This is a genomic window from Xanthomonas hawaiiensis (assembly GCF_031834635.1).
GTDB lineage: Bacteria > Pseudomonadota > Gammaproteobacteria > Xanthomonadales > Xanthomonadaceae > Xanthomonas_A > Xanthomonas_A sacchari.
Map to the genome: position 1 here is coordinate 483,192 of NZ_CP115873.1, position 20,442 is coordinate 503,633.

The window sequence follows — 20,442 nt, forward strand, 5'->3', positions numbered from 1 at the left end:
GAAAGGGAAGTTCTAATTCGGGGCCATGGCTTCCTAAGTTCGCCAGTCCTTGCCATCAACTAGTGGGCTCATCTCAGTTTGGTGAGCGAGAAGTGGTGGCCTGGATCAAAAGCAACGAAACGACTTCCCCGGTGGATTTGCCTGAGGTCAATCTTCCACAAACCCTACAGAACAGGAGTGAGTCATGAGATAAGCCGAGCGCTGTGTGTAATCCCGGGCCAGAAAAGCAGAAAGCCAGACTTTTGTCTGGCTTTCTGGAGTTTTTACAAAAGCTTTGGCGGGCTTTGTATCAACTCTACCTGCGTGGTCGTTCCCTGTCAAGTATGGGGCGGTCCCTGCTGCCCGGATCCTTTTCCTTTTTCTGTGTTGCCCCTGGCGACGCAAAGGACGATCCGATGACTCAGTTCATCCTTGACTTGGGCATGAGCAGCCCGGGCTTCCCTGTGGCGTTGCCCAGGTGGCCAGCACCTTCCAATGCCCTCATTACCTGGCGCTGGCCTGCCGAAGACCAGGTGCGCGTGCGCAATTTGGTTAGCCGCGGCGCCATGCGCCCGATCTACCACTTTACTAGTTGGAAGCTTGGACGCAGCGTCCAACTTGAATCTGGCCTGGAAGCGCAAGTGGCCCAGCAGCTGGATGCTTGCCCCACTGTAAGCGCCTACGCCGAACAGCCGGTAGTAATGGAGTTTTCTACGCCCGAAGGTGTGTGGTCCCGGCATGTGCCGGACTTCGCCATGCTGCAACGTGGCGTACCAATTTTTCTGGAGGTCAAATTCACCCGCGATGTCGATGAGCATGTCCTGCAACGAACCCAACTGCTGAAGGGCCTCTTGGCGCCTCTGGGCATCGACTACCGCTTAGTAACCGAGGAGGACCTGCCCGAGCCGGTGCGACTGGAAAATTCTTGGTCTTTACTCTCGCGCGGCCGTGCGCGTATCCCTGAGGTGCAAGCTCTGCTTATCCATGAACAAGCTAGGGCCAATATGACCTTAGGAATGCTGGGCTGGGGCCGGCCGACCATCGCGCGACAACTGGCGCGGCTGATTCTAGAAGGGCGCCTGTCTGTGGACATGTCGCAGCGCCTAGGACCCGACACCTTAGCCTTCACCATGCAGCAGGGAGGAGGTTGGCTATGGGCGTAGGAACAATCAAAGTTGGTCAGCGCTTCGATCTGGAAGGTAAACGACATCAGATAACACGTCTGCTGGGCGATCAACGCATCGAGTTTGAAGATGCAGAATCGGCCAGACGAAAGGAGATGACCCAAGAACAGTTTCTGGAACAGTACAAGGCCGGGAAAATAATCTTCCGGCCACTCATTGAAATCGAGGCAGACAAACGAGCGCGAGCACGCGTGATGAGTAACGTGCTGTTGGCCTCAGTGCCACCGAAGCAGCGAAATCTTGCAACATTACGGTTGCACTTCATCGTGAAGTTGCAAGGGGTACCCACAACGCGCGCTCATCTCAGTCCATTGATTGTCGAGATATGGAAAGAGCTCAAGCCATCCACTCGGGAACTGATGCCAGCTTGCCCACATGCCAGCACAGTCAGTCGCTGGATGCAGCAGTACCGCGACGCAAACTTTAACATCGTAGCGCTTCTTGACCAGCATGCGCTCAAGGGAAATCGTGACCGCATTCCTCCCCAAGTTCAAGATCTCATGGAGGACTGCATTCGTGACGGCTATCTTACCCCTCAGCGTCGTAGCATCACCTCTGTATTAGCTGATATCAATAGCCTGATAAATGACACGAACCTGCAGCTAATCGAGTCCGAGCATCTGTCATATGTTAGCTATGAGCAGCTACGCAAGTTCATCACACGCTTGCCCGCTTATGAGGTATACGCCGCCAGGAACGGACGACGCGCGGCTGATGTGAAGTTCCGTACTAGTGGTAAAGGGGTCGATACACCAGAGCCACTGAAGCGCGCTTCCATGGATCATTGTCGGCTGGATCTGTTCGTTGTGGACGCCGAAACAGGTCTTCCACTGGGGCGGCCGTGGCTGACGGTTATTCTTGATGAATGCACCCGTATGATTCTGGGTTTCTCGCTCAGTTTCGACGAACCGAGCGCTTTGACAGTCATGCGAGCATTGCGGCACGCCATAATGCCAAAGACGGAGTTAGGCGACGTAACAAATCCCTGGCCAACATGGGGCGCCGTGCGCACGCTCGTGGTCGATAATGGCTTGGAATTCCACGGTGACTCTGTGAAGTATGCGGTAGGTCAATTCGGGACAATTATCCAGACCTGCCCCCGCCGCCGGCCTTGGTACAAGGGAAAGATTGAGCGCTTCTTTCGCTCAATACAAACAAGCCTTATCTCGCTAGTTCCAGGTCGAACCTTTTCCTCAATTTTTGATCGTGGCGACTACGACAGCTCAAAAAATGCGGTCATCACGCTAGATACGCTCAATCGTGTTATCCACATGTGGATCGTAGACATCTATCACCAAACTACCCACTCCGTTTTGGGCCAGAGTCCGATAGCTAAGTGGGAATCATTGATCGATAAGGTAGACCGCTCGCTGCCCGATTCGGCAGAGTGGGTAGATGCTTCATTTGGAAAGCCTGGTCGGCGCGTGCTGGGGCACGAAGGCATCCTGTTTGACTCTCTGGCCTATAACAGCTGTGAAGCCGGGGAATTGCGTCGCAGGGTGGGTGATCGAATCACAGTTGATATTATTACAAATGACGAAAACGTAGGCTACCTTTATGCAGTATGTCCGGAGACAGGTAGCTATATCAAGATACCGGCGGTGGATCTCGACTATGCCAATAACTTGACGCGATGGCAACACACAAAATGCCGAGAGTACGCCAGGGCACTTCGTGAGGAAACCCGCTCTGACGTTAGTTTCAGTGACGCCAAGCGTCGCATTATCGAACTAATAGATAATGATATGCACGTGAACAATCGTAAATCACGTCAGGCACAGGCGCGCGCCAGATCAATGTCCCAGAAAGGCAGGCTAGGCGAATCCGCAACGACGGCATCAAATCCTGCCTCAATAACTACAGTGCCGGCGCCGTCACGCGCCAACGTGGCTTCGCAATCAACTACATCGAAATCATTTCAAGCCCCTCCCAATAGGTCTTTTGCAGCCACTGACACCCAGGATAGCGAATTCTTGGACTTTGCTGTCGGCACTGCTGTTCAATATTCTAGGTGATCGCTACATGGACCTCGCATCTACTACTGCTCTATCCGACGATTTCAAACTAATTTCTGAACTGGATAAGATTAAGAAGCTATCTATCCCAACGCCCTCCTTCTCCGAAATTCACAACTGCCTGCTCCAGACGCTTAGGGAATTTGGCACTACCAGTACACCAGCCTGCAAGCACATCGTGGGCCACTCACGAACCGGTAAGTCTTTTGCCGTTAGGGAGTTTGAAGCGAAATTTCCTCCGGTACGTACAACAGCTGGATTGAAGAAGGAGGTGATCTACGTCCAGGCGCCTGTTCAGGGCACTATCAAAGGCGTAATGGAGGCATTGTTGGAGGCGCTCGGAGACCCGCATTGGATGGTCGGTTCCTACTCCAGCATGCTCGCCAGACTTCTTCAGCTGCTTAGGCAGGTGGGGTGCAAGATGATCATACTCGATGAGTTTCAGCATCTAGCAGACAAAGGTCAGCGCGCCATCCTCAAACGTACAACCGACTGGCTGAAAGTCTTGGTAGAACGCAATTCCTTCAGCCTCGTGTGCGTTGGATTGCCAGCTTCCTTACGCATCATTCGAAGTACCGAGCAGCTACGTACGCGCTTTGATGCCACTATCGAGGTGCCGGTCTATGACTGGACCAATGAACAATCCAGAAAGGTATTCCGTTCTGTGGTCCATAGTATCCAGAAGGACATGTTTCCTTTCGAGGTGCCCGACCTAGGATCTGAACAGTTGTCGCTGCGGATGTTTATCGCGTGTGCCGGACGCATTGGTCTACTATCCAAGATCTTAGATCGTGCAGTGAAGAGCGCAATTTGGGAGAACCGCACCGCCATACGCCTAGAACACCTAGATAGTGCTTTCCGAAACGCTATCTGGTTCGCTGAAGAGATTCCAGTTCCGGGCGGACCCTTCTTTGGCGCTCTGAGCTTGGACTCCGCGCCGGAATTGTATAAGCAGGCGATGTTGTTGGCGGAACACGTTCCCGCGGAGGAAGAGGACAAAAAAACTCACTTGGGTTCGATGCAAAGTGTAGGGGGCAAGAAGCAGTCTAGGAAAAAGATCAAGAATGAACTAACGAGGATCTTTGGATGAGCGTGCTCGTCGTCTCGCCACCTGTCACGCCACTCAGTCCACTTGTGATGACGCCTCAGCCCGACTCTAGAGAAACCGCGATTGGCTACTCACTGCGCTTATGTGCCGCCAATGGATACCGAAGTCCGTTTGATTTTATTCCACCGAACAAATATCGATCCGTCGCACTTGTTGAACGAGGAGGCGATGCAATAACACTGTCCCAGATTGCGCTATTGGACCGCTCCGTGGCGAATAGACTCCAAATTTCTAGCGACGGTCAGCACCGCTACACCATACTTGGGTATCAGGTTATGGCGACTGACCTGAAAATATATCATCAAAGGATCTGTCCCATTTGCATCTGCATCGACGATATATATGATGCTAGCTGGCATTTAAGTCTCGTAACACATTGTCCCGTTCATCATATTCGTCTAGTCGATAGCTGTGACAAGTGTGGGAAAGGACTTCGTATGAGTCGAGGCGGTCCAGGCGTATGCAGCTGTGGTCACCGTGTACAGGTTTCCAGTGATGATTTAAATTGTTCGCCCGAAGTGGCTAAACTTCTCCAGATAATCCGCGCTCGCTTGATTGATGATGAGCGTACCGCTCCACTTCCGGCGCGATCTAATAATTTCAGTAAACTATCTTTACCAGTCATGCTTTTGCTAGTAAATCGTATGTGTAACTTTGTGCGCAAGAATATGTGTAAAGATAATAATTCATGCAAGTACGATATGGTTGATGCACTTCCTATAGTTGCGAGAGCGCTAAATTGCTGGGACAAAGGCATCGTTAAAGTGCAGTCGTTGCTTGTAGGAAAGGAGGCCAGCGAAGACGGATATACATGTAGTATTAGTGAATTTTCTTGGTACTTTTGTGGATCTCGTATCCTAAGCCTAAGCCGCATTTCAGAATTGGATTTCATAGGTAGGTCAGTTATAGACGGCGTTGAGTCAGGACATATTTCTGCACGGAAACCGGATTGTCACAAGCTACTTGCTTCTGATGGCGAATGGGTCGACAGCAGATTAGTGCTCCATTTAACGAAATGTGACAAAGATCGCGTGATGGATCTTATAAGAATCAAAATTATAAATCGTCGAACTGTCGGCCACGGCCTAGGTAGATTCCTAGTCCAGTCAAAGCAGATTAGGATGCTACTGCCCTCGGCGTTCGTTGGGTTAAAAGCTGACGAAGCCGCGGGAATAGCGGGTATGCGACCAGTGCTGTTCTCCAGACTCGCTCGATCTCCAATTTATAGGGTTGGGCATGTCGCAACCACTGGTGGTCCTTATGCACGAGAGGACGTCAAGCGCTTCATTGAAATGCTGAATCAACTCGGTGATGTAGTATTGAGTACTCGAGACGCCGTGACATTGCGCCAGGCACTTCAGGTCAAGCGGGAGTATCAATTGAATTATTCAGCAGCGATAATCAGGGCTGTTTTGGATGCGACGCAGTTGAGGGACGAGCATCTTCGAATCGATTCGTGTGGCAATCCCGAGATCTTGATGCAATTGGTCGGCAGATAGTTTAATTAATTGCGTTAACTGAGGCATTTATTAATCATGCGGCCTATCTCCAAGGCCGCAGCCATACGAGGATCTTGGACGTCGCAGATGTGGCTTTCGGTTTCATACTCATAAAAGACAGTTCCATACTTGCTAGTTTTAAAGTTTCGAAGGGGACATGGTCGTTCCGTCGCTGGTGAAGGCCCTATCCCGCACTGCATTAAAGAACGTCTGCCATTGGTTAGGAGTCTCTGAGCCGCGTCCAAAGTCAGCGACTGACAAACGATGCTCCAGCTGTAACGGCCTTAGTATAGCTTTAACAAAGTCGTATAGACATGCAGGGTTTATGCAGCAATGGAAATTCCGCTGAGAGTGTCCAAGTCGAGCAGTGAGCCGCTCTGGATCCGCTCGTAGTCACGCCTCGGTCGTCGTGGTGGATCCAGCGACCAGGCCGACAGGATTTTAGCGTAGGTGTGCTGTTCGACGTGTTGATCAAGAAGTCTGCCTGCAGCGAAGACGACACCTGCGAATGCTCAATTCTAGCCAAGATGAAGCATCGCCATGTAGGGTTAGGAGTTAATTCCATTACACTCTGAGAGTTGCAGGATAAAACCCTTGTCCCCAAAAAGAGAGTTAGCTGAATGAGTAAGAAAGCCCTGGAATCGATTGTTTCCGCTAAAGCAAAAATCCAAGAGGAGCTCCGCAAGCTTGAAGAGCAGGAAGCGACTCTCCTCCGGGAAAGGGCCGCTTCAGCTGTAACAGAAATCATTGGCCTTCTGTCCCAATACCGCGAGCACTTCACCCCGAAGCAGAAGGCCGAGCTGGTGGTTGCCATTGGGGTCAGCAACCCTGGTCGCGGCGCCAAGGCAGTTCCTACCCAGGCCAAGAAGGAAGTCGCCCCTAAGTATTGGTTGCCTCATACCCATGAGACTTGGAGCGGCCGAGGCCGTCCTCCACGCGCCTTCACGGCTTGGGAGGGCACCGCTGCCTACAACCACTGGAAGGCCAGTCACCCGGAGGAGAGGTTCCCAAAGTATCCCGGCTAAGTGCCGGTCCCTTTGTAGGAAGCCAATTCTGGGTAGAGCAACAGGCTCATAGGCCATCTTTGGGCCTAGCGGAGCTGTGGGCGTCGCTATGGGGCGGTGGCTCAGATGTCGCGCTCATTGGTCCCCGACGCTGCTGCGCGCTCCCGCCGAGATCGAACGTTGGCCCCCCCCTGGACACAACGAGGAACGGCCCAAGAAGGCCATCGACGGCATGATATCCGCCGACAACGCCAAACGCCTGATCAACACCGATATCATCAACCCAGGCGCTAAGCCCCGCTGCTATTCAAAGAAGTGATGATGTGGTGCAGGGGATGCAGCTCGTTAACCATGAGGTAGAGGCCTAGTATGACCGAGACACAATCTGCATGGGTCGACGACCAGACGTGGAAGGCCCGTTGGGAGAAAATCAACCAGTTGGATGGCGGCGGGCAAGGTGAAGCTTATCGTGCACGACGCCGGTCCGACGGAAAAATCGGATTCCTCAAGATCATAAAATCGAAGAAAGTTGCCGAGCGTCGGGCTCGCTTCTTCCGTGAGGCGGCCGCCTATGACAGCTTCGGCGTCGACGGCATTCCAAGGCTCATAGAGAGCAACGCACATCGACACGCAGACGACAGTGTCACTCCTTTCATCGTGATTGAATTTATTGAGGGGGCCACGCTTAGGTCGTGGCGCGAATCGCAAGCGTCGGTATCGATCGAGACCGCAGTGACGATCACATCGCGCCTACTCGATATCCTTAAGGCCTGCCATGCACAGGGGTGCGTCCATCGCGACGTAAAGCCCGACAACATCATCCTCAAAGGCGGCTCCTCGGCATGTGTCTGGTTACTTGATTTCGGCATCAGCTATCACGATCTCACCGACATCGACTTCCAGACCGAACATTGGCAGGAGGTCGGAAACCGGTTCCTGAGGCTTCCCGAGTTATCGGCAGGAAGCCTGTCGAAGCAGGATCCGAGGTCGGACGTTTGCTTTGCTGCGGGCATCCTCTTCTATCTGCTGACGGGCGACCCTCCCGATGTGCTTCAAGACAGCGAGGGGCGACTACCGCACCAGCGAACGGCCGCGGTGACAAAGCTCCAGCAAGGCGTCGCGTCGCCTAGGCTAGCGCTGCTCCTCGCGCTCTTTGATGATGCTTTTGCTACCCGCATGGTGAATCGCTTCGCCACTGTGCAAGCGATGTACGAACGAATGAATAGAATGATGCAGGATCAACCACCCGTCTCATCGGCGGACGAGAACCTAGCCGCGCTCCGCGAAATACTCGACACGTCTGCCAACCGCCAGCTGGCAGCGAATATTAATAAGCTTGGCGACGCGCTGACGAGAGTACAGCGCGTCTTCAACCAAGTGCAGAATTCTATCGGCGGCAATCTTTCGATCAGTCAGACAGGCTGGGTCGTCACTGGTGAAGGCGGTAAGAACACGTTGTTCTGGTCTCGTCAGGGATCGAACGATCGCATTTTTTCGGTAACCTATGAGTCCTTGCTCGCTGGCGAGGAGCTTCTTCTGCGTATGTCGGGCGAGACCGTGTATCGCACCGACCTTACCGAGCCAAGCTATGGTGATAATTTTCAGGCCGCCATCCAGACTTGGCTGGCGGACCGGCTCCTCGCCGCTCTAAGCGAACCCAATGCTCTTCCGCCCGAAGCGGATATTTTCAGGGAGATAATCCCTTTCGGGTCACTCGAAGCGGCAGCGCTCGAAGCCCGCCGTAGCAATCGCGTGATCCTAGCCTTCGTCTATGATCCGACGCAGCCGGAACGCGGCAAGTTGCGATGGGCGCTCGGTCATTTCCTGCAAAACCAGCGCACCCGCAAAATCATGAGCGACACCTTCGTCACCGCTATCGTGCCGCTTTCTGCTATCTCTGCAGTCTCTGATATCTTGAACCAGCAATCGATGGAGGAGTCCAGGTGGGTGGTGCTAAACCAGCAACTCCGCCCGCTAGAGCAGCAGGTCATCCACGCCAATCCGCGGGAGGCGGAGCGGATCGTCGGCGAACTGGCTCAGCGCTACTAGGTAGGCTCCGAACCGTCGGCATGATCATCAGCGGTCGTTCTACCGATGAACGCGAACACTTCCATGTAGACCGATGCTCGACAACACGCTTTAGCAAGTAAGTTCTAGGAATTGGGCGAATGAATAGTGGGTTCTTTGTCCGACCATGCTGTCTCTCGAAGGCTTCAGAAGCGTGTATGTCAGTATTTCAGGAGGACTTTTGTTTCTCTTTACCAATGAAGAACAGAACTTCCGCCGTGACGAGGGGGTCTCCAAGATCGGCAAGGGCTGCATCATCTAACGCGTCTCCATGCGCGCCCAGCACCTTAGCGACTCCGATATGTCTAGCGGGTAGCAGGGCTGCAATTTGCTCTGCAACCGATGGGTTGCGCTCATGCATCAACCACACTGCCAGCAAGAGAAATGCCCGTTTGCCTTGGTGGCCTGCCAGATTGCGACATGTATCGACTGCTTGACTAGCTTCGCCGCGCAGCGCGAGGATCAATATCAATCGAGCGGCCACGTAAGGGTCTGTTCGGGATAGCAGATCAGCTGTTATCCGGGTAGTGAAGGTAGGAGTAGCTTGTTGCCAGTTGGACAGTAGCGCGTTCGCCGCGGCACGGCAGACCGGACGCGGTGCCGAAGCGGCGAGATCTAACAGTCGGGTCCTGAACGCTTCCTCAGCCTGACAGGCAACGATATTCAACAGAGCGATTCGCAGGCCAGCATCGCTGGTTTCCAAGGCGACAACGTGCAAGGCTTCGGTGAGATCTACGGATAGTGGCCCTAGCTTGGCTAGCGCCGCCGCTGCGGCTCGCGCTATTGGGAAGTGCCGATTGTCACTGTCGTACATGGAGTCTGAGGACCACGTGTCGCTCACCAGCCGGAGCAACGTTAGCAGATGCTCCGGATGAGGCTTTGCATCGAGTACATCCACCAGTGCTTTGCGGACGTAATGTCCTTTGTCGCCGGCCATTGCCAGGATGGAGTTGGGCAGCGGCTCTGGTAGAGCACCGGCTATCGCGGTGAGCGCATGTGCGCGAGCCATGGAAAACCTGTGTTGGAGCGCGGCTTGAACTTGATCCGTCAAGCCACGGCGGTCAGCCGCGTCCACTGCGGCGGAGGCATCGATGTCTTCGTCCGCGTTGGCCAACATCCAGCGGATGTCGTCTTCGATAGGCAAGCGGATGTGGCGGTCTACAGCGAGGAGGAATCGGCGAAACACCACACTGCCGCCAGTGATTCCGGCTAGCAGTTTCAAAGCCTCCCGCGATAATGTGGGAGGCTGCTCAACCTTGACGGCGGCCGAAGCCAGAGCGATTTCAGCAAGCGGTGCTGGAAGTATTGCTAGATCAGTTTCGACCAGGGCCAATCGAGCGTCGCTGTCTATGCGTTTGGCCTGGCGATGTAGCAACTCGCCCAGCTCAAGCGCGATGCCAGTCGTGCGTTGGTGATCCTCTGCATCTTGGAGCATCCGGACAAGGTCGGGGAGAGCATGCGGCGCGCGTTCGATCAAACAGGTCAGTGCGGCGCAGCGAACGTCGTATTCAGCGTCACCGTAGCGGACACGCTCGATCAGTCGCGGAAGATAGGCCGGATCCCAGTGTTGCAGGACGAGTCGCCAGAGCAGATCTTCGTGCTCGTGGCCCCACGCGGCGTCGAACACGGCGGCTAGCTCATCGACGTTCTTTAGTGAGTCGTCGGGCTCGTTTAAGATTTCACGCAACCAGTAGAATAGCATTCGCTGGCGATGGCGGTGTACAGATAGCCTGCGCCAATCACCCGTGAGTCGAGCCTGTCTCACGTAAGCGACGATCAATTCACCCGCGGTGAAACCGTCATCGTCGTTGCTCAGATACTCAACGAAGTCCTCGCTGTACTCGCCGTTGATGATAGCTAAGCGCTGTTCTTCGTCGCGCTCCCGTTCTTCCTCGGTGGGTGTTCGAATAGCGATTGCGGTATCGATGATCGTTTCAAATGCATCCATATCGTCCAGCGCGCCTGCCGCGATGGCGTCGTCGGTGTCCACAACGCCGTAGTGCACAATTTTCTTGGCGGCATCGAGGAAGGCCCCTGTCAGACCCGGCGCGATAGCCAGCAGATGGCGGTGGAGATCGGCTCTATAGCGGATACGGATGCTGGGCAAGACGTTCCGCACGAACGCCTCAAGGATCGGCCTGGTTTCCGCTGCCGAGCGCATGCGCGCATACCAGTCCTCTTTATGCTCGGGCGGGCTCCAGAGCATCAGCCCATCGAAGCTGTCGTCCGGTCGATGGAAGAGGTATCTAGCCAGTTCGGCAATGATGCTGTTCGGTGATCCAGCGGCCTCGGCGAGGCGCAGATGGGCTTCCAGCTCCTTGCCGGCTTCTTGGAATTCGCTTATCAGCCAGGCGTCGATGCCTGCCTGGGCGCCAGCCGAGGGCGACGGACGCAAGTCGCTAGGCAATCGCTGCATTCCTGCCAGGATACGGGCTGCCGTACCGGCACCCCAGCTGGGATTCGGACCGTCGAGCGCCACCAATGCATCGATCAAGTAAGACAGGGTGTCACGGACGACCGCAGCTGGCTCTTGCTTGAGTACCTGCTCGATACCGGATTCGACCCGAGGGTGATAGTAGGTCACGGTATCTTCGACTTGACGCAGGTTCCGCGCAGCAACGAAGAAGCCGATTAGTGGCGAAAGCCCTTCAGCCTGAGAGCGGTCGCGCTGCATGAGGGCATCCTCGACCGGCCGCAATCCGCGCAGGGAGACTTTGCCGTTGGCCTTGAGCAACGCCCAGAGAGCGGCCGCGGCGCGCACACCCTGGCGTTGCCCGATCTGCTCGATGACAGTCCTTTCGATGGAGTCTTTGTGCGCCCGCTCGATGGCCAGTGTGATGAAGTGGTCCGGGTAGCGCATCAACTGGCGATCGAGAATGGACAGGGCGTCGAAGAACTTCTGGATTTCCAGCGGAGTCGCGAGCTTCGACAGTACCCTGTCTTCGGCTCGGGTGGCGATCCCATGAAGCTCCCGGGGTAGGACCCGGATGCGCGAGCGATACAGGCGCACACGCTCCTGGGGACCGTAGTGCTCGGCCTCCAGTTCGACGACCCAGGGGCGAACGCTGTCGAGTGCACGGCTCTCTTGGGCGACATCCCGCCGGGACGCCGCGACGATCAGCTTGTTGGCATTGGCGCTCCTCAGGTACTTGGCGAGATCTTCGTTCCACGGACGGCTTTTGGCATCAAAGTCGTAGCGGCCCCAAGGGTCCTCAATGTCATAGAACACGGGGAGATGGGTTTGGTCGCTGGCGAGCTGCTGGGGACCTTGGGTAATGGGGACGTACGCCAGCCCGGGAGTGGTCTCGCGCAGTGTTTCGTACAGCCTCCGCGCAGCCATAGTTTTGCCGGTTCCGGACTGGCCGACAATGAGCACGGCATAGCGCTCGGCCATGGCGGTTACGAGTTGCCTCCACTGGCTGGGATAGACGTAGTCGTCAAGCTCGGGCGAGCTGGCGATGTAACCCTGATGGGCGCGAATGACCGCTTCTAGGTCTGCCCGGTGCCAACGTCCTCCCGCCACGCCACAAATGCGCTGGCGAGCCTGTTCGCGTAGATCCAAGTGGCATTGGCGCCAACGAGCGTTCGGGACGCGGAAAGCATCCGTTAGCAGCTCTCGGATGCGTGCATCTAGCCGCTCGCGATCTACGTTGTCTATCACCGCGACCCGGCCTGCGCCCCCAGTGGGGAGCTCCTTGCGGATCAACTCGGGGGTACTCGCAGGGGCAGGCCAGGCGCCCGCACGGTGCACTCTCAAACCACGGGCCTTTCCGTTGAGGGCTGCACTGGTGACCAGCAGGTAGCGGACCTTGGGACTTGTTAGCCGTTCGATAGCAGGTGTGCGTCGTTCGCCACCGTGCTTGAGCAGCGCGAGCACGCCTTTGACGGTCCAGGCATCTCCTGTCCTAAGCTTGGCCTGGACGACTAGTAGATCGCCGTCCATCGCCATCGTACCGGCCACGCTTCCAGGGTCGTGCGCTGCCAAGTCGGCTTCCATGTCCTCCTGGCTGCTGGGCTCCAGAACGATTTCCTGGGTGAGCTTGCTGGCGAGCACCAGGTCAAGCGCCAACCAAACCGAGGCGTCGATTTGATACTCGTATCCGGCCAGCGAGTCCGTGCCCGCGCCGCATGACTTTTGCGGACTATCCGGGGACTCCTGTGCGGAAGGTTCGCTCATGCTTTCTTTGTCTGCCAAGTTTGATTTCGAATATTCATGAGACTATAACGCGCTAGAGGGCAAGAGCGTCTATCGGGAAGCGTGAGACGGTGTCTGAAAGCGTTCATCGTTGCTTAAATTTGCGTGCTTCCCATTGAGGGAGAGTAGGAAGTGAAGCGAACCACGTTCATTGCCCCGTAGACCCGAGGAGATATCGATCTTGATTGGGATCGCTTCTGGCCGACCTGCCCGTTCTCGCCCGCGCCCCTTCATAGCCCGGATCCGGTAGCGTTTAGGTCAGGGCAAGCTCATTATGTAATCTTGCTTGAGGCACATGGGAAAGTCCTCAAAGGAGCCGTGATGTATTTGGAAAAGCTGGTGCTGAGCGGATTTCGCTCGTTTGAGAAGGCCGAGATCCCGCTTTGCAAAGACTTGACGCTGTTTGTCGGTGAGAACAATGGTGGCAAAAGCAATGCGATCGACGCCATCAGGTTGCTGACTGCGCCCCTGAGTGGAAGGCGCGAAGTCTATTGCGAGTCGACCGACATCCGCTTCGGTAGCGCGTCCAGATCATTTGAGATCGCGGCTTCATTTACCCAACTCAGTTCTGGCCAGAAGGGCAGGCTCATCACTGCTGCTATTGATGCTCATATCACTGGGTGCGCGTTTGGTCTTCGCTATGAGGAGGTGGCTGGTCGAGTCCCGGGCAAGGCGAGCGTCTGGGCCGGTCAGCATAAAGGCATTGCCGAGCCAGGTGCGCACGAGATGGTGCGGCATGTGTATCTACCTGCCTTGCGTGACGCTAAACGGGTGCTAGCCTCCGGCAACTCCACACGTATTTACGCCTTGCTAAAGCACTTCCTAGGCGAAATGAGCCAAGAAGAGCTTGCTGTGAAGTTACGCAGGAGCCAGAACGTTCCCGTCCTAGATCTGGTGGGTAAGGCAGTGGGGTCTGGCCTAGGCATGCTGACGAGCGGCGTGCGCAGGCAAGGTGCTTCCCTCGGGTTCTCGTCCGAAGAGAAGTTGATCGACATTGCGCGCGAGCTTCGCTTCAAAATGGCCGATCACGACATCGAGCCTGAGGACCTGCGCTACTCCGGCCATGGCTACGCAAACTTGCTCTACATGGCGACAATCGCCGTTGAGCTGGAAAAAGTCGATGAGGCCGATCTCACGCTGTTCTTGGTGGAAGAGCCAGAGGCACATCTTCATCCTCAGCTTCAGGCGGCCGTTCTGAATTTCCTGGAAGAACAAGCGGCCAAGTCACACACCAAAATACGCGATTCAAACCAATGCGCCGGAGAGCTACAAGTCATAGTGGCAACGCACTCGCCCAACCTGTCTGCCTGGGTGGAAAATAAGCATGTGGTCTTCTTCCGCTCCGTTATTTCTGAAGCTGCCAAGGTGGAAACGACGGGCGAGGAAGGAGGAGCGATCAATGCTCGCAGTGAATCTCGCGCGCCCCCGCCAAGCGAAGTGGGCGAAGAGGAGGGCGCTGACCTGGAGACGATGGCTGGGCTTCCCGCGACAGTCTTGTCGGAGATTGAGCCTAACCCTGTGCTTTCTCCTTCTAGGCCAAGGCGACAAACCCGAGTCATCCCCTTGGCCAAGCTTGCGCTTGTGGATGAAGAGCGGCGCAAGGTTGACCGTTATCTAGATGTTACCAAGTCCGCACTGCTCTTCGGTGGGCGCGTGTTCCTGGTGGAGGGCATCGCCGAAGCCTTGTTGCTTCCTGTGATAGCTAAACGCTTCGTGCTTAAGAATGAGCCTGAGCGATTGCGTCTGTTCCGCTCTGCGGTCTTCGTTCCAATCGATGGTGTCGACTTCGCCCCATATATCAAACTTCTTCTTACGGCCTATCAAGGTATTCGGATTGCCGATCGTGTTGTGGTGATCACCGATGGCGACAAGGGCAAGGCGGAGCCTGGCGAGGTGTCGCCGGGCATGTCGCGAAAGCGTGATTTGGAGGAGATGGCCCAAAATCTTGATGCAAAAGCTCAACTCAGTGTTCAGATCAACGAGTTCTCTTTGGAGCCTGCGCTTGCGGTGTCAGAGAACGATGAGCTGATGCGCAAGATATTCCTCACGCTGCGCCCCAATTCTGCGAAGAAGTGGGACGATGCAATGGCAAAATCTGGGGACGAGCGCGCCAGGGATATTCAGATAATCTTCGAGAGCGTGCGTAAAGGGGATTACGCGCAGTTGTTGGCCGAGGCGCTCTGGAAAGAGCAGCAAAATTTCCAGGTTCCTGCTTATCTGAAGGACGCGATCTGGCAGCTGACCGAATGAACGTGTCACTCTTCGTTCCGACGCAAGAGCAAGAAGCGATTATCATGCACGAAGGCTCGGCGTTTATCGCAGCGTGTCCTGGGGCTGGAAAGACCCGGGTCATGGTAGAGCGCGCGCGTCGGGTCATTGCACAGCAATCTTGCGGCTATGGTCGTGGGCTGGCATTTCTGTCCTTTACAGGGGCTGCGGTCTCGGAGCTTGAAGCGCGGCTGTATCGCGAAGGTGTCGTTCAAAAACCTGCTTTCCCTCACTTTATAGGGACCTTTGATGGCTTCCTGTGGAGGTTCCTCATCGCACCATTTGGTGCCCCGAGCGAAACTCGTCCGGCACGCCTTATTCCAGATAAGAATTTCCTGGATGTTGTTCCTTTTCCGGGAGCCAGAGCGCTTCCGTTAGGGTGCATTGACCGCACAACTGGTCTTGCGATTCAGAAGGAACTTGAGGAGCGCAGGTTCGCCGGCAACATCAGAGTGTATGAAGTCGCGGCTCGAAGATTGAGAGCTACTCTGCTTGAGGAGGGGCAGTTGGACTTTGAGGATGCGCGACAACTAGCGCTGGATCGCTTGAAAGACCCCGCGCGATCGCAGTTCCTAGTTGACGCGTTTGCGGCGCGCTTCACAGAGGTCATCGTTGACGAGGCGCAGGACTGCAATGCATTAGATTTAAGCATCATCAGTTTGCTCAGATCGCACGGTATTACAGTAAAAGTTATTTGTGATCCCAACCAAGCGATCTATGGATTTCGTGGCGGCGTTGGCCAAGAGCTTGCTCGATTCGCAAGTACATTTTCCGATGAGGAGCGCCTTCCAATGACAGGCAACTTCCGCTCGGGTAAGAATATTGCAAAATGCATCTGGACGCTGCGGACGCCTGCGATGCGTAGAGTTGCCGATGAGGCGTTAGGACCTTTCAAAGACGAGACCAGCCCCGTGCATGTGCTGGCGTATGGTGGCAATAGTGTGCCTCGATCAGTCGGTATCAAGTTCGCAGAACTTGTGCGAGATCTGGGGTTCCCCCCCGCCAGCAACCCAATCGTTGCATCAACGCTGGCTTCTGCAAGCAAGGCAGCTGGTGTGCCGTGCGTAGAGAAGGAGGGGGGGCTGAGCATTACTCTGGCAACGACGGTTCACACTTACCACAGCACTTCGGATATGAGAGCCAAGCGGGATGCGCTCGTTGAGTTCCACAAGATTCAACTTGAGATTGGGGAGGCGCTGGCTGGTAGGACCTATCAGCAATACATCAGCGAGAACAAGATAGAGCCGAATCAATGGAGGCCCAGCGCAATTGAGATGCTTGAGGCGATGCGGTTTGATAGCAGTCAACATGGTTCGGCAAGTCAGTGGCTCAAGCACACAAAGGGTCTTCTCGATCCACTCCGAAGGATCGGGTCGAGCAAGTCAATCAATCAGTGGCTTCCGAATAGATCTGAGTTGGAAAAAGTATTTGCGGTCAGCGCGGGCCCTCGTCAGCTTGCACAGACTATCCACGCCGTGAAGGGGCTAGAGTTCGATGCGATCTGCGTCGTGATGACGTCAAAGCACACCAAGACAATTATAGATTTGCTGTCTTCTGCGCCTGGCGATGAGGATAGCGAGAACGCGCGTAAGATCTACGTCGGGGCGTCACGCGCCCGTCGCCTTCTTGCCATCGCCATCCCCAAAAGTCAGGGCGAGCGTCTGAAGGATCTTCTGACAACAAGTGGGGCGGAAGTGAAGTTGTCTCAGGTCTAGATTGGACAGAAGGCGGACGCGGTCCTGTGTCAGGAGAAGAAAGCGGTCGAACCTTTGATGTCGCCTCCAGTCGGATAAAGCTGAGGGTGGAGACCTCTCAGCAATAAGGGGAATGCGAGATTGCTACTTGATTGCATCCTGCATAACAACCGCAATGAGGAATTGCGCTGGGGCAAAGTTGGCTGCTGAGAAGGGCGATGACCTAGATAGGGAAACCTACCAGAGCCTCAAGATGATATTTGTTCCAAAGAAGTAGCTTGGACAGGCATTGCTCATGGCTAAGTGGGCGCTATGGTATGTGGGGGTTTTCTGACATCGAAGCGGGCATCACGCTGATTGTCCTTTCGTTCCCTTGATGGCAACCTGTCTCTGTCGTCCAGGCCACTTCACCCACCATGGCTGGGGGATGGAGACCAGAACCTCCACTCAAGCGCCGACGACCAGAGGCCTCGCGTGCGAGGCCTTTGCTCTTTGCGCACAGGGCTTCTTGGTCAGGCGAGGACTAGTCATGAGAAGGCCGCCAGTCAGAGACATTTGTCTATCTTCGTAGACGTTTGGGGCAGCACTCGGGCTAGCGCTTGCACGCTCATATGGTCAGCAGTAGCGTTTTCGCAATGCGCCCGTCAAGAAACGAACGATGAAAGGCCTCTCCGGAGCACTCTTCGGGCTAACCATACTTGCCGCTGGCATCTTTTCGGTCGCCAGGGCGGCGGACCAAGTGACGAACCCAGCCGATGTCATCGAGGGTATGGGAGAGCGGGCGCCTAATGGCAAGAAGAACATCAGCCTATCCCCCCTGTTCAAGGTCTACACCTTTGAAAAGTCGGGGCTCAAACTCGTTCAAATCAATTCGCTACAGGACGAGGTCATCACGGTCATCGTCGTGACGCCAGGCGCCGAATCCCGCCTTCCGATCGGCACTGCGGCGGGCCAGCCCCTGCTCTTGGCCAACGACGAAGCCACAAACTTGGGGGCTTGGTAACCAGCAATGAAGAAGCGCCCTGGCTCGGCGCTCCTGATCATCGCCGTCTGGACGTCCCGCCCAAAAGTGGAAAGCCCATGTTGGGCTGCTGGACTTGGATAGGAGCCGTCCGCCGCCGCTGCCTGTTGGCTAAAGTCGCAGTTGCTCGGCAGTGCCCACGCCTTGCTTGGTAGCATGTTCTTCACTCTGGAGAGGAAGGGGCGTTCGACGCGTGGCTGAAGTCACGCCGCCGTGGACCTTGACCGGCTTGACGTCCGGATTGCGGTACCACTCGTCCACGTTCTCCGCCTTCCCCCAGATGCCCCGGTTGAACTCGGACACTTGAGGAGGATGTTCGCCAAGTAGTGCGCTCGCCGGCTCTAGGTCGAGTTGTAGTTGTGGTTGGACGTAACCTAGCGTCTGCGCTCAAGGAGAGGACTTTTGCGTCCAAGCTTAAAACGATGGATCCAATAGTGAATTTCAACAATAGTAAAAGACCAAATCTATGATCCGCTTCTTATCCATCGGACACGGCGACAAAGAAATACCGCTAATGAGCGATGAAATATACCGCAGTCGAATGAATGCATTCACGGTAGTGGTTGGGAAGAATGGGCTTGGAAAGAGCAGGCTGTTGGCAGAAGTAGCGAAAGCGGGAATAGCTTCCGCTAATGAGTATGAAGATGGAGGTGAGGGGGAGTTTCCATATAAGAGCCCTCAAGGAAACCCAGTGGTGATCGCTGTTTCAACTAGCCCCTTCGACAGATTTCCTGCGCCTCCGAGGCAGGGAAGTACAAGAAGAAACTACAGATACGTAGGTATGCGGGGACAGGGGATGTATGCCGCATCCTCATCCATATCTCTTCTGTCTTCTGTCACACGGGGATTGCTTAGCAAGCTATTGTTTAAGACGAATCGAGCTGATCTACTTGGGGTTTTCCATTCATTGTCATTTAGCTCCACCTTTGAATTCACGCTGAAACCGATGTTTTCTCATTACAGCAATTCGTCTCATTCGCGTAGAACTAGAGCTGTCGAAAGCGCGAGTGGGTACTATATCGATGATCGATTTAGCTCAATTTTTTCGCGCCTCTCCACGGAGGAACGGTCTGATATTGAGTACGCCATTGATAATGTTGGAAATCTGTTCGAGAAAATAAAGGCTTTTAGTTTGAAAGTCGACTTTTCATCGGGTCGTTCAAGCTTTGATCGTCGCCACGTCGAGCCCCAACAAATAAGGTCCATTCTTATACTCATGGAGATTGGTTTAATTCGTTTGATGGACATAAGAGCCGAAAAGATAGGATTTGGCGAATTTAGTCTTCGGATGGCAAGTTCGGGAGAGCAATGCATTCTTGTTCTGATGCTAGGAATTGCCAGTTATATTGAGAACGGCTCGCTCATATTGATCGATGAGCCGGAAATTAGTCTGCATCCTGAGTGGCAAGAAAGTTTCATGGGTCTCCTTGGCTCAGCATTTTCAAAATACCATAGCTGTCAGTTCATCATTGCTACCCATTCCCCTCAAATCACGGCCAGGCTTAGTGGCAAGAACTCATTTGTATATTCATTTGGGGCGGATAAGCTAATTCACTCGTCAGAGTTCTCGAACAAGTCTGCAGACTTTCAATTGACAGAGTTGTTTGATTCCCCAGGAAGAATGAACGAATATATATCCCGGGTTAGTTTTAACTTGGTAGCCTTGATAAGGTCGGGCAGAGCTGCAGATGATGAGACCAGGGAAGGAATTTTAAAACTAATTGAGTTCAAGGCTAAAATAGATAGAGTTGATCCTATTAGTAAACTTATCGACTCTGTGACGGAGCTCTATTTCCAGCATGTCTAACATAAAAAATCCCATCGTTTTTAGCGCGAACGCGTCAGCTAAAATTGCGGGCCTTATTGGTAAGCCAGAATATAACCATCGGGACTGGGATCTGCAGGATTTGCAGGAGTTAAGACACGAAGTGCGCAAACACTACCGCGCCGAACAGAAAATGACTTGTGCCTATTGCAGACAACCGGTGGCAGAGATAAGCGCAGCTGGATCCCCAATTGATCATATTGCCTGCAAATCGTCTTATTTGCAGTTTATGTTTGAACCAAGAAATTTGTGTGTAACCTGCCCTGACTGTAATTCTTTCAAAAGAAATAGAGAGGTTATGGTTGATCCTGTATTAAAAGGATCGGCAAAGAAAAAATATCCAACTGACACGAATAGATTTCGAATCTTTCATCCTCACTATGACAACTATGGCGATCACATAAAGCGTGCGGGCATTCTCTATTTTTCCTGTAGCCAGAAAGGGGCCTATACAGTTTATATATGCAATTTAGCTAGATATGTGAACTCCTTCGGTATTTCTAATGAGTTGCTGCATGATTTCGCTGCAGTGCTCCAGCGGCATCAATTCCATGAGGGATAGGGATTTATAAATGCCGCAGCT

General features: G+C 54.3%; 12 protein-coding genes. 11 read left to right on the forward strand and 1 reads right to left on the reverse strand.

What is annotated here, in order from left to right:
- Positions 1-203 precede the first annotated feature (203 nt).
- From PG878_RS02160 to PG878_RS02190, 6 genes are all read left to right on the forward strand, one after another.
- Positions 204-1,142, forward strand: coding sequence for a hypothetical protein (locus tag PG878_RS02160; RefSeq protein WP_311186012.1), 939 nt, complete (start codon positions 204-206; stop codon positions 1,140-1,142).
- Positions 1,133-3,178 (forward strand): DDE-type integrase/transposase/recombinase, encoded by a 2,046-nt coding sequence (locus PG878_RS02165; RefSeq protein ID WP_209030566.1) that lies wholly within the window; start codon positions 1,133-1,135, stop codon positions 3,176-3,178. The genes PG878_RS02160 and PG878_RS02165 overlap by 10 nt, the downstream gene beginning before the upstream one ends.
- Positions 3,179-3,185: 7 nt before the next feature.
- Complete coding sequence (locus PG878_RS02170; protein ID WP_209030567.1) at positions 3,186-4,268, forward strand: TniB family NTP-binding protein; 1,083 nt, start codon at positions 3,186-3,188, stop codon at positions 4,266-4,268.
- Entirely contained in the window at positions 4,265-5,785 is a 1,521-nt protein-coding gene (locus PG878_RS02175) for a TniQ family protein (protein ID WP_209030568.1), read from the forward strand. Before PG878_RS02170 ends, PG878_RS02175 begins: the two co-directional genes overlap by 4 nt.
- A 620-nt stretch (positions 5,786-6,405) precedes the next feature.
- Entirely contained in the window at positions 6,406-6,810 is a 405-nt protein-coding gene (locus PG878_RS02180; RefSeq protein ID WP_209030569.1) for an H-NS histone family protein, read from the forward strand.
- A gap of 348 nt (positions 6,811-7,158) precedes the next feature.
- Positions 7,159-8,838 carry a serine/threonine protein kinase gene (locus PG878_RS02190; protein WP_209030570.1) on the forward strand — a complete coding sequence of 560 codons (1,680 nt, stop codon included), beginning with the start codon at positions 7,159-7,161 and terminating at the stop codon, positions 8,836-8,838.
- 187 nt (positions 8,839-9,025) lie between these two features.
- On the opposite strand, the gene PG878_RS02195 is transcribed toward PG878_RS02190, so the two are convergent.
- On the reverse strand, positions 9,026-13,033 hold the full coding sequence (locus tag PG878_RS02195; protein ID WP_209030571.1) for an nSTAND3 domain-containing NTPase: 4,008 nt from the start codon (positions 13,031-13,033) through the stop codon (positions 9,026-9,028).
- A gap of 339 nt (positions 13,034-13,372) precedes the next feature.
- On the opposite strand from PG878_RS02195, the gene PG878_RS02200 reads away from it, so the two are divergent.
- The 5 genes from PG878_RS02200 (at position 13,373) to PG878_RS02225 (ending at position 20,421) form a co-directional block, all read left to right on the forward strand.
- Complete coding sequence (locus tag PG878_RS02200; RefSeq protein ID WP_209030572.1) at positions 13,373-15,301, forward strand: ATP-dependent nuclease; 1,929 nt, start codon at positions 13,373-13,375, stop codon at positions 15,299-15,301.
- Positions 15,298-17,034: an ATP-dependent helicase gene (locus PG878_RS02205; protein ID WP_209030573.1), complete on the forward strand. Its 1,737-nt coding sequence runs from the start codon at positions 15,298-15,300 to the stop codon at positions 17,032-17,034. The genes PG878_RS02200 and PG878_RS02205 overlap by 4 nt, the downstream gene beginning before the upstream one ends.
- Positions 17,035-17,671: 637 nt before the next feature.
- Positions 17,672-18,016 carry a hypothetical protein gene (locus PG878_RS02210; RefSeq protein ID WP_244672549.1) on the forward strand — a complete coding sequence of 115 codons (345 nt, stop codon included), beginning with the start codon at positions 17,672-17,674 and terminating at the stop codon, positions 18,014-18,016.
- 532 nt (positions 18,017-18,548) lie between these two features.
- Entirely contained in the window at positions 18,549-19,841 is a 1,293-nt protein-coding gene (locus PG878_RS02220; RefSeq protein ID WP_209030574.1) for an ATP-binding protein, read from the forward strand.
- Positions 19,834-20,421, forward strand: coding sequence for an HNH endonuclease family protein (locus tag PG878_RS02225; protein ID WP_209030575.1), 588 nt, complete (start codon positions 19,834-19,836; stop codon positions 20,419-20,421). Before PG878_RS02220 ends, PG878_RS02225 begins: the two co-directional genes overlap by 8 nt.
- Positions 20,422-20,442 lie beyond the last annotated feature (21 nt).

Coding starts and splice junctions, on each gene's coding strand:
- PG878_RS02205 (WP_209030573.1), top strand. CDS start 15,298: ATGAACGTGTCACTCTTCGTTCCGACGCAAGAGCAAGAAGCGATTATC.
- PG878_RS02200 (WP_209030572.1), top strand. CDS start 13,373: ATGTATTTGGAAAAGCTGGTGCTGAGCGGATTTCGCTCGTTTGAGAAG.
- PG878_RS02190 (WP_209030570.1), top strand. CDS start 7,159: ATGACCGAGACACAATCTGCATGGGTCGACGACCAGACGTGGAAGGCC.
- PG878_RS02175 (WP_209030568.1), top strand. CDS start 4,265: ATGAGCGTGCTCGTCGTCTCGCCACCTGTCACGCCACTCAGTCCACTT.
- PG878_RS02210 (WP_244672549.1), top strand. CDS start 17,672: ATGAAAGGCCTCTCCGGAGCACTCTTCGGGCTAACCATACTTGCCGCT.
- PG878_RS02180 (WP_209030569.1), top strand. CDS start 6,406: ATGAGTAAGAAAGCCCTGGAATCGATTGTTTCCGCTAAAGCAAAAATC.
- PG878_RS02170 (WP_209030567.1), top strand. CDS start 3,186: ATGGACCTCGCATCTACTACTGCTCTATCCGACGATTTCAAACTAATT.
- PG878_RS02165 (WP_209030566.1), top strand. CDS start 1,133: ATGGGCGTAGGAACAATCAAAGTTGGTCAGCGCTTCGATCTGGAAGGT.
- PG878_RS02225 (WP_209030575.1), top strand. CDS start 19,834: ATGTCTAACATAAAAAATCCCATCGTTTTTAGCGCGAACGCGTCAGCT.
- PG878_RS02220 (WP_209030574.1), top strand. CDS start 18,549: ATGAGCGATGAAATATACCGCAGTCGAATGAATGCATTCACGGTAGTG.
- PG878_RS02195 (WP_209030571.1), bottom strand. CDS start 13,033: ATGAGCGAACCTTCCGCACAGGAGTCCCCGGATAGTCCGCAAAAGTCA.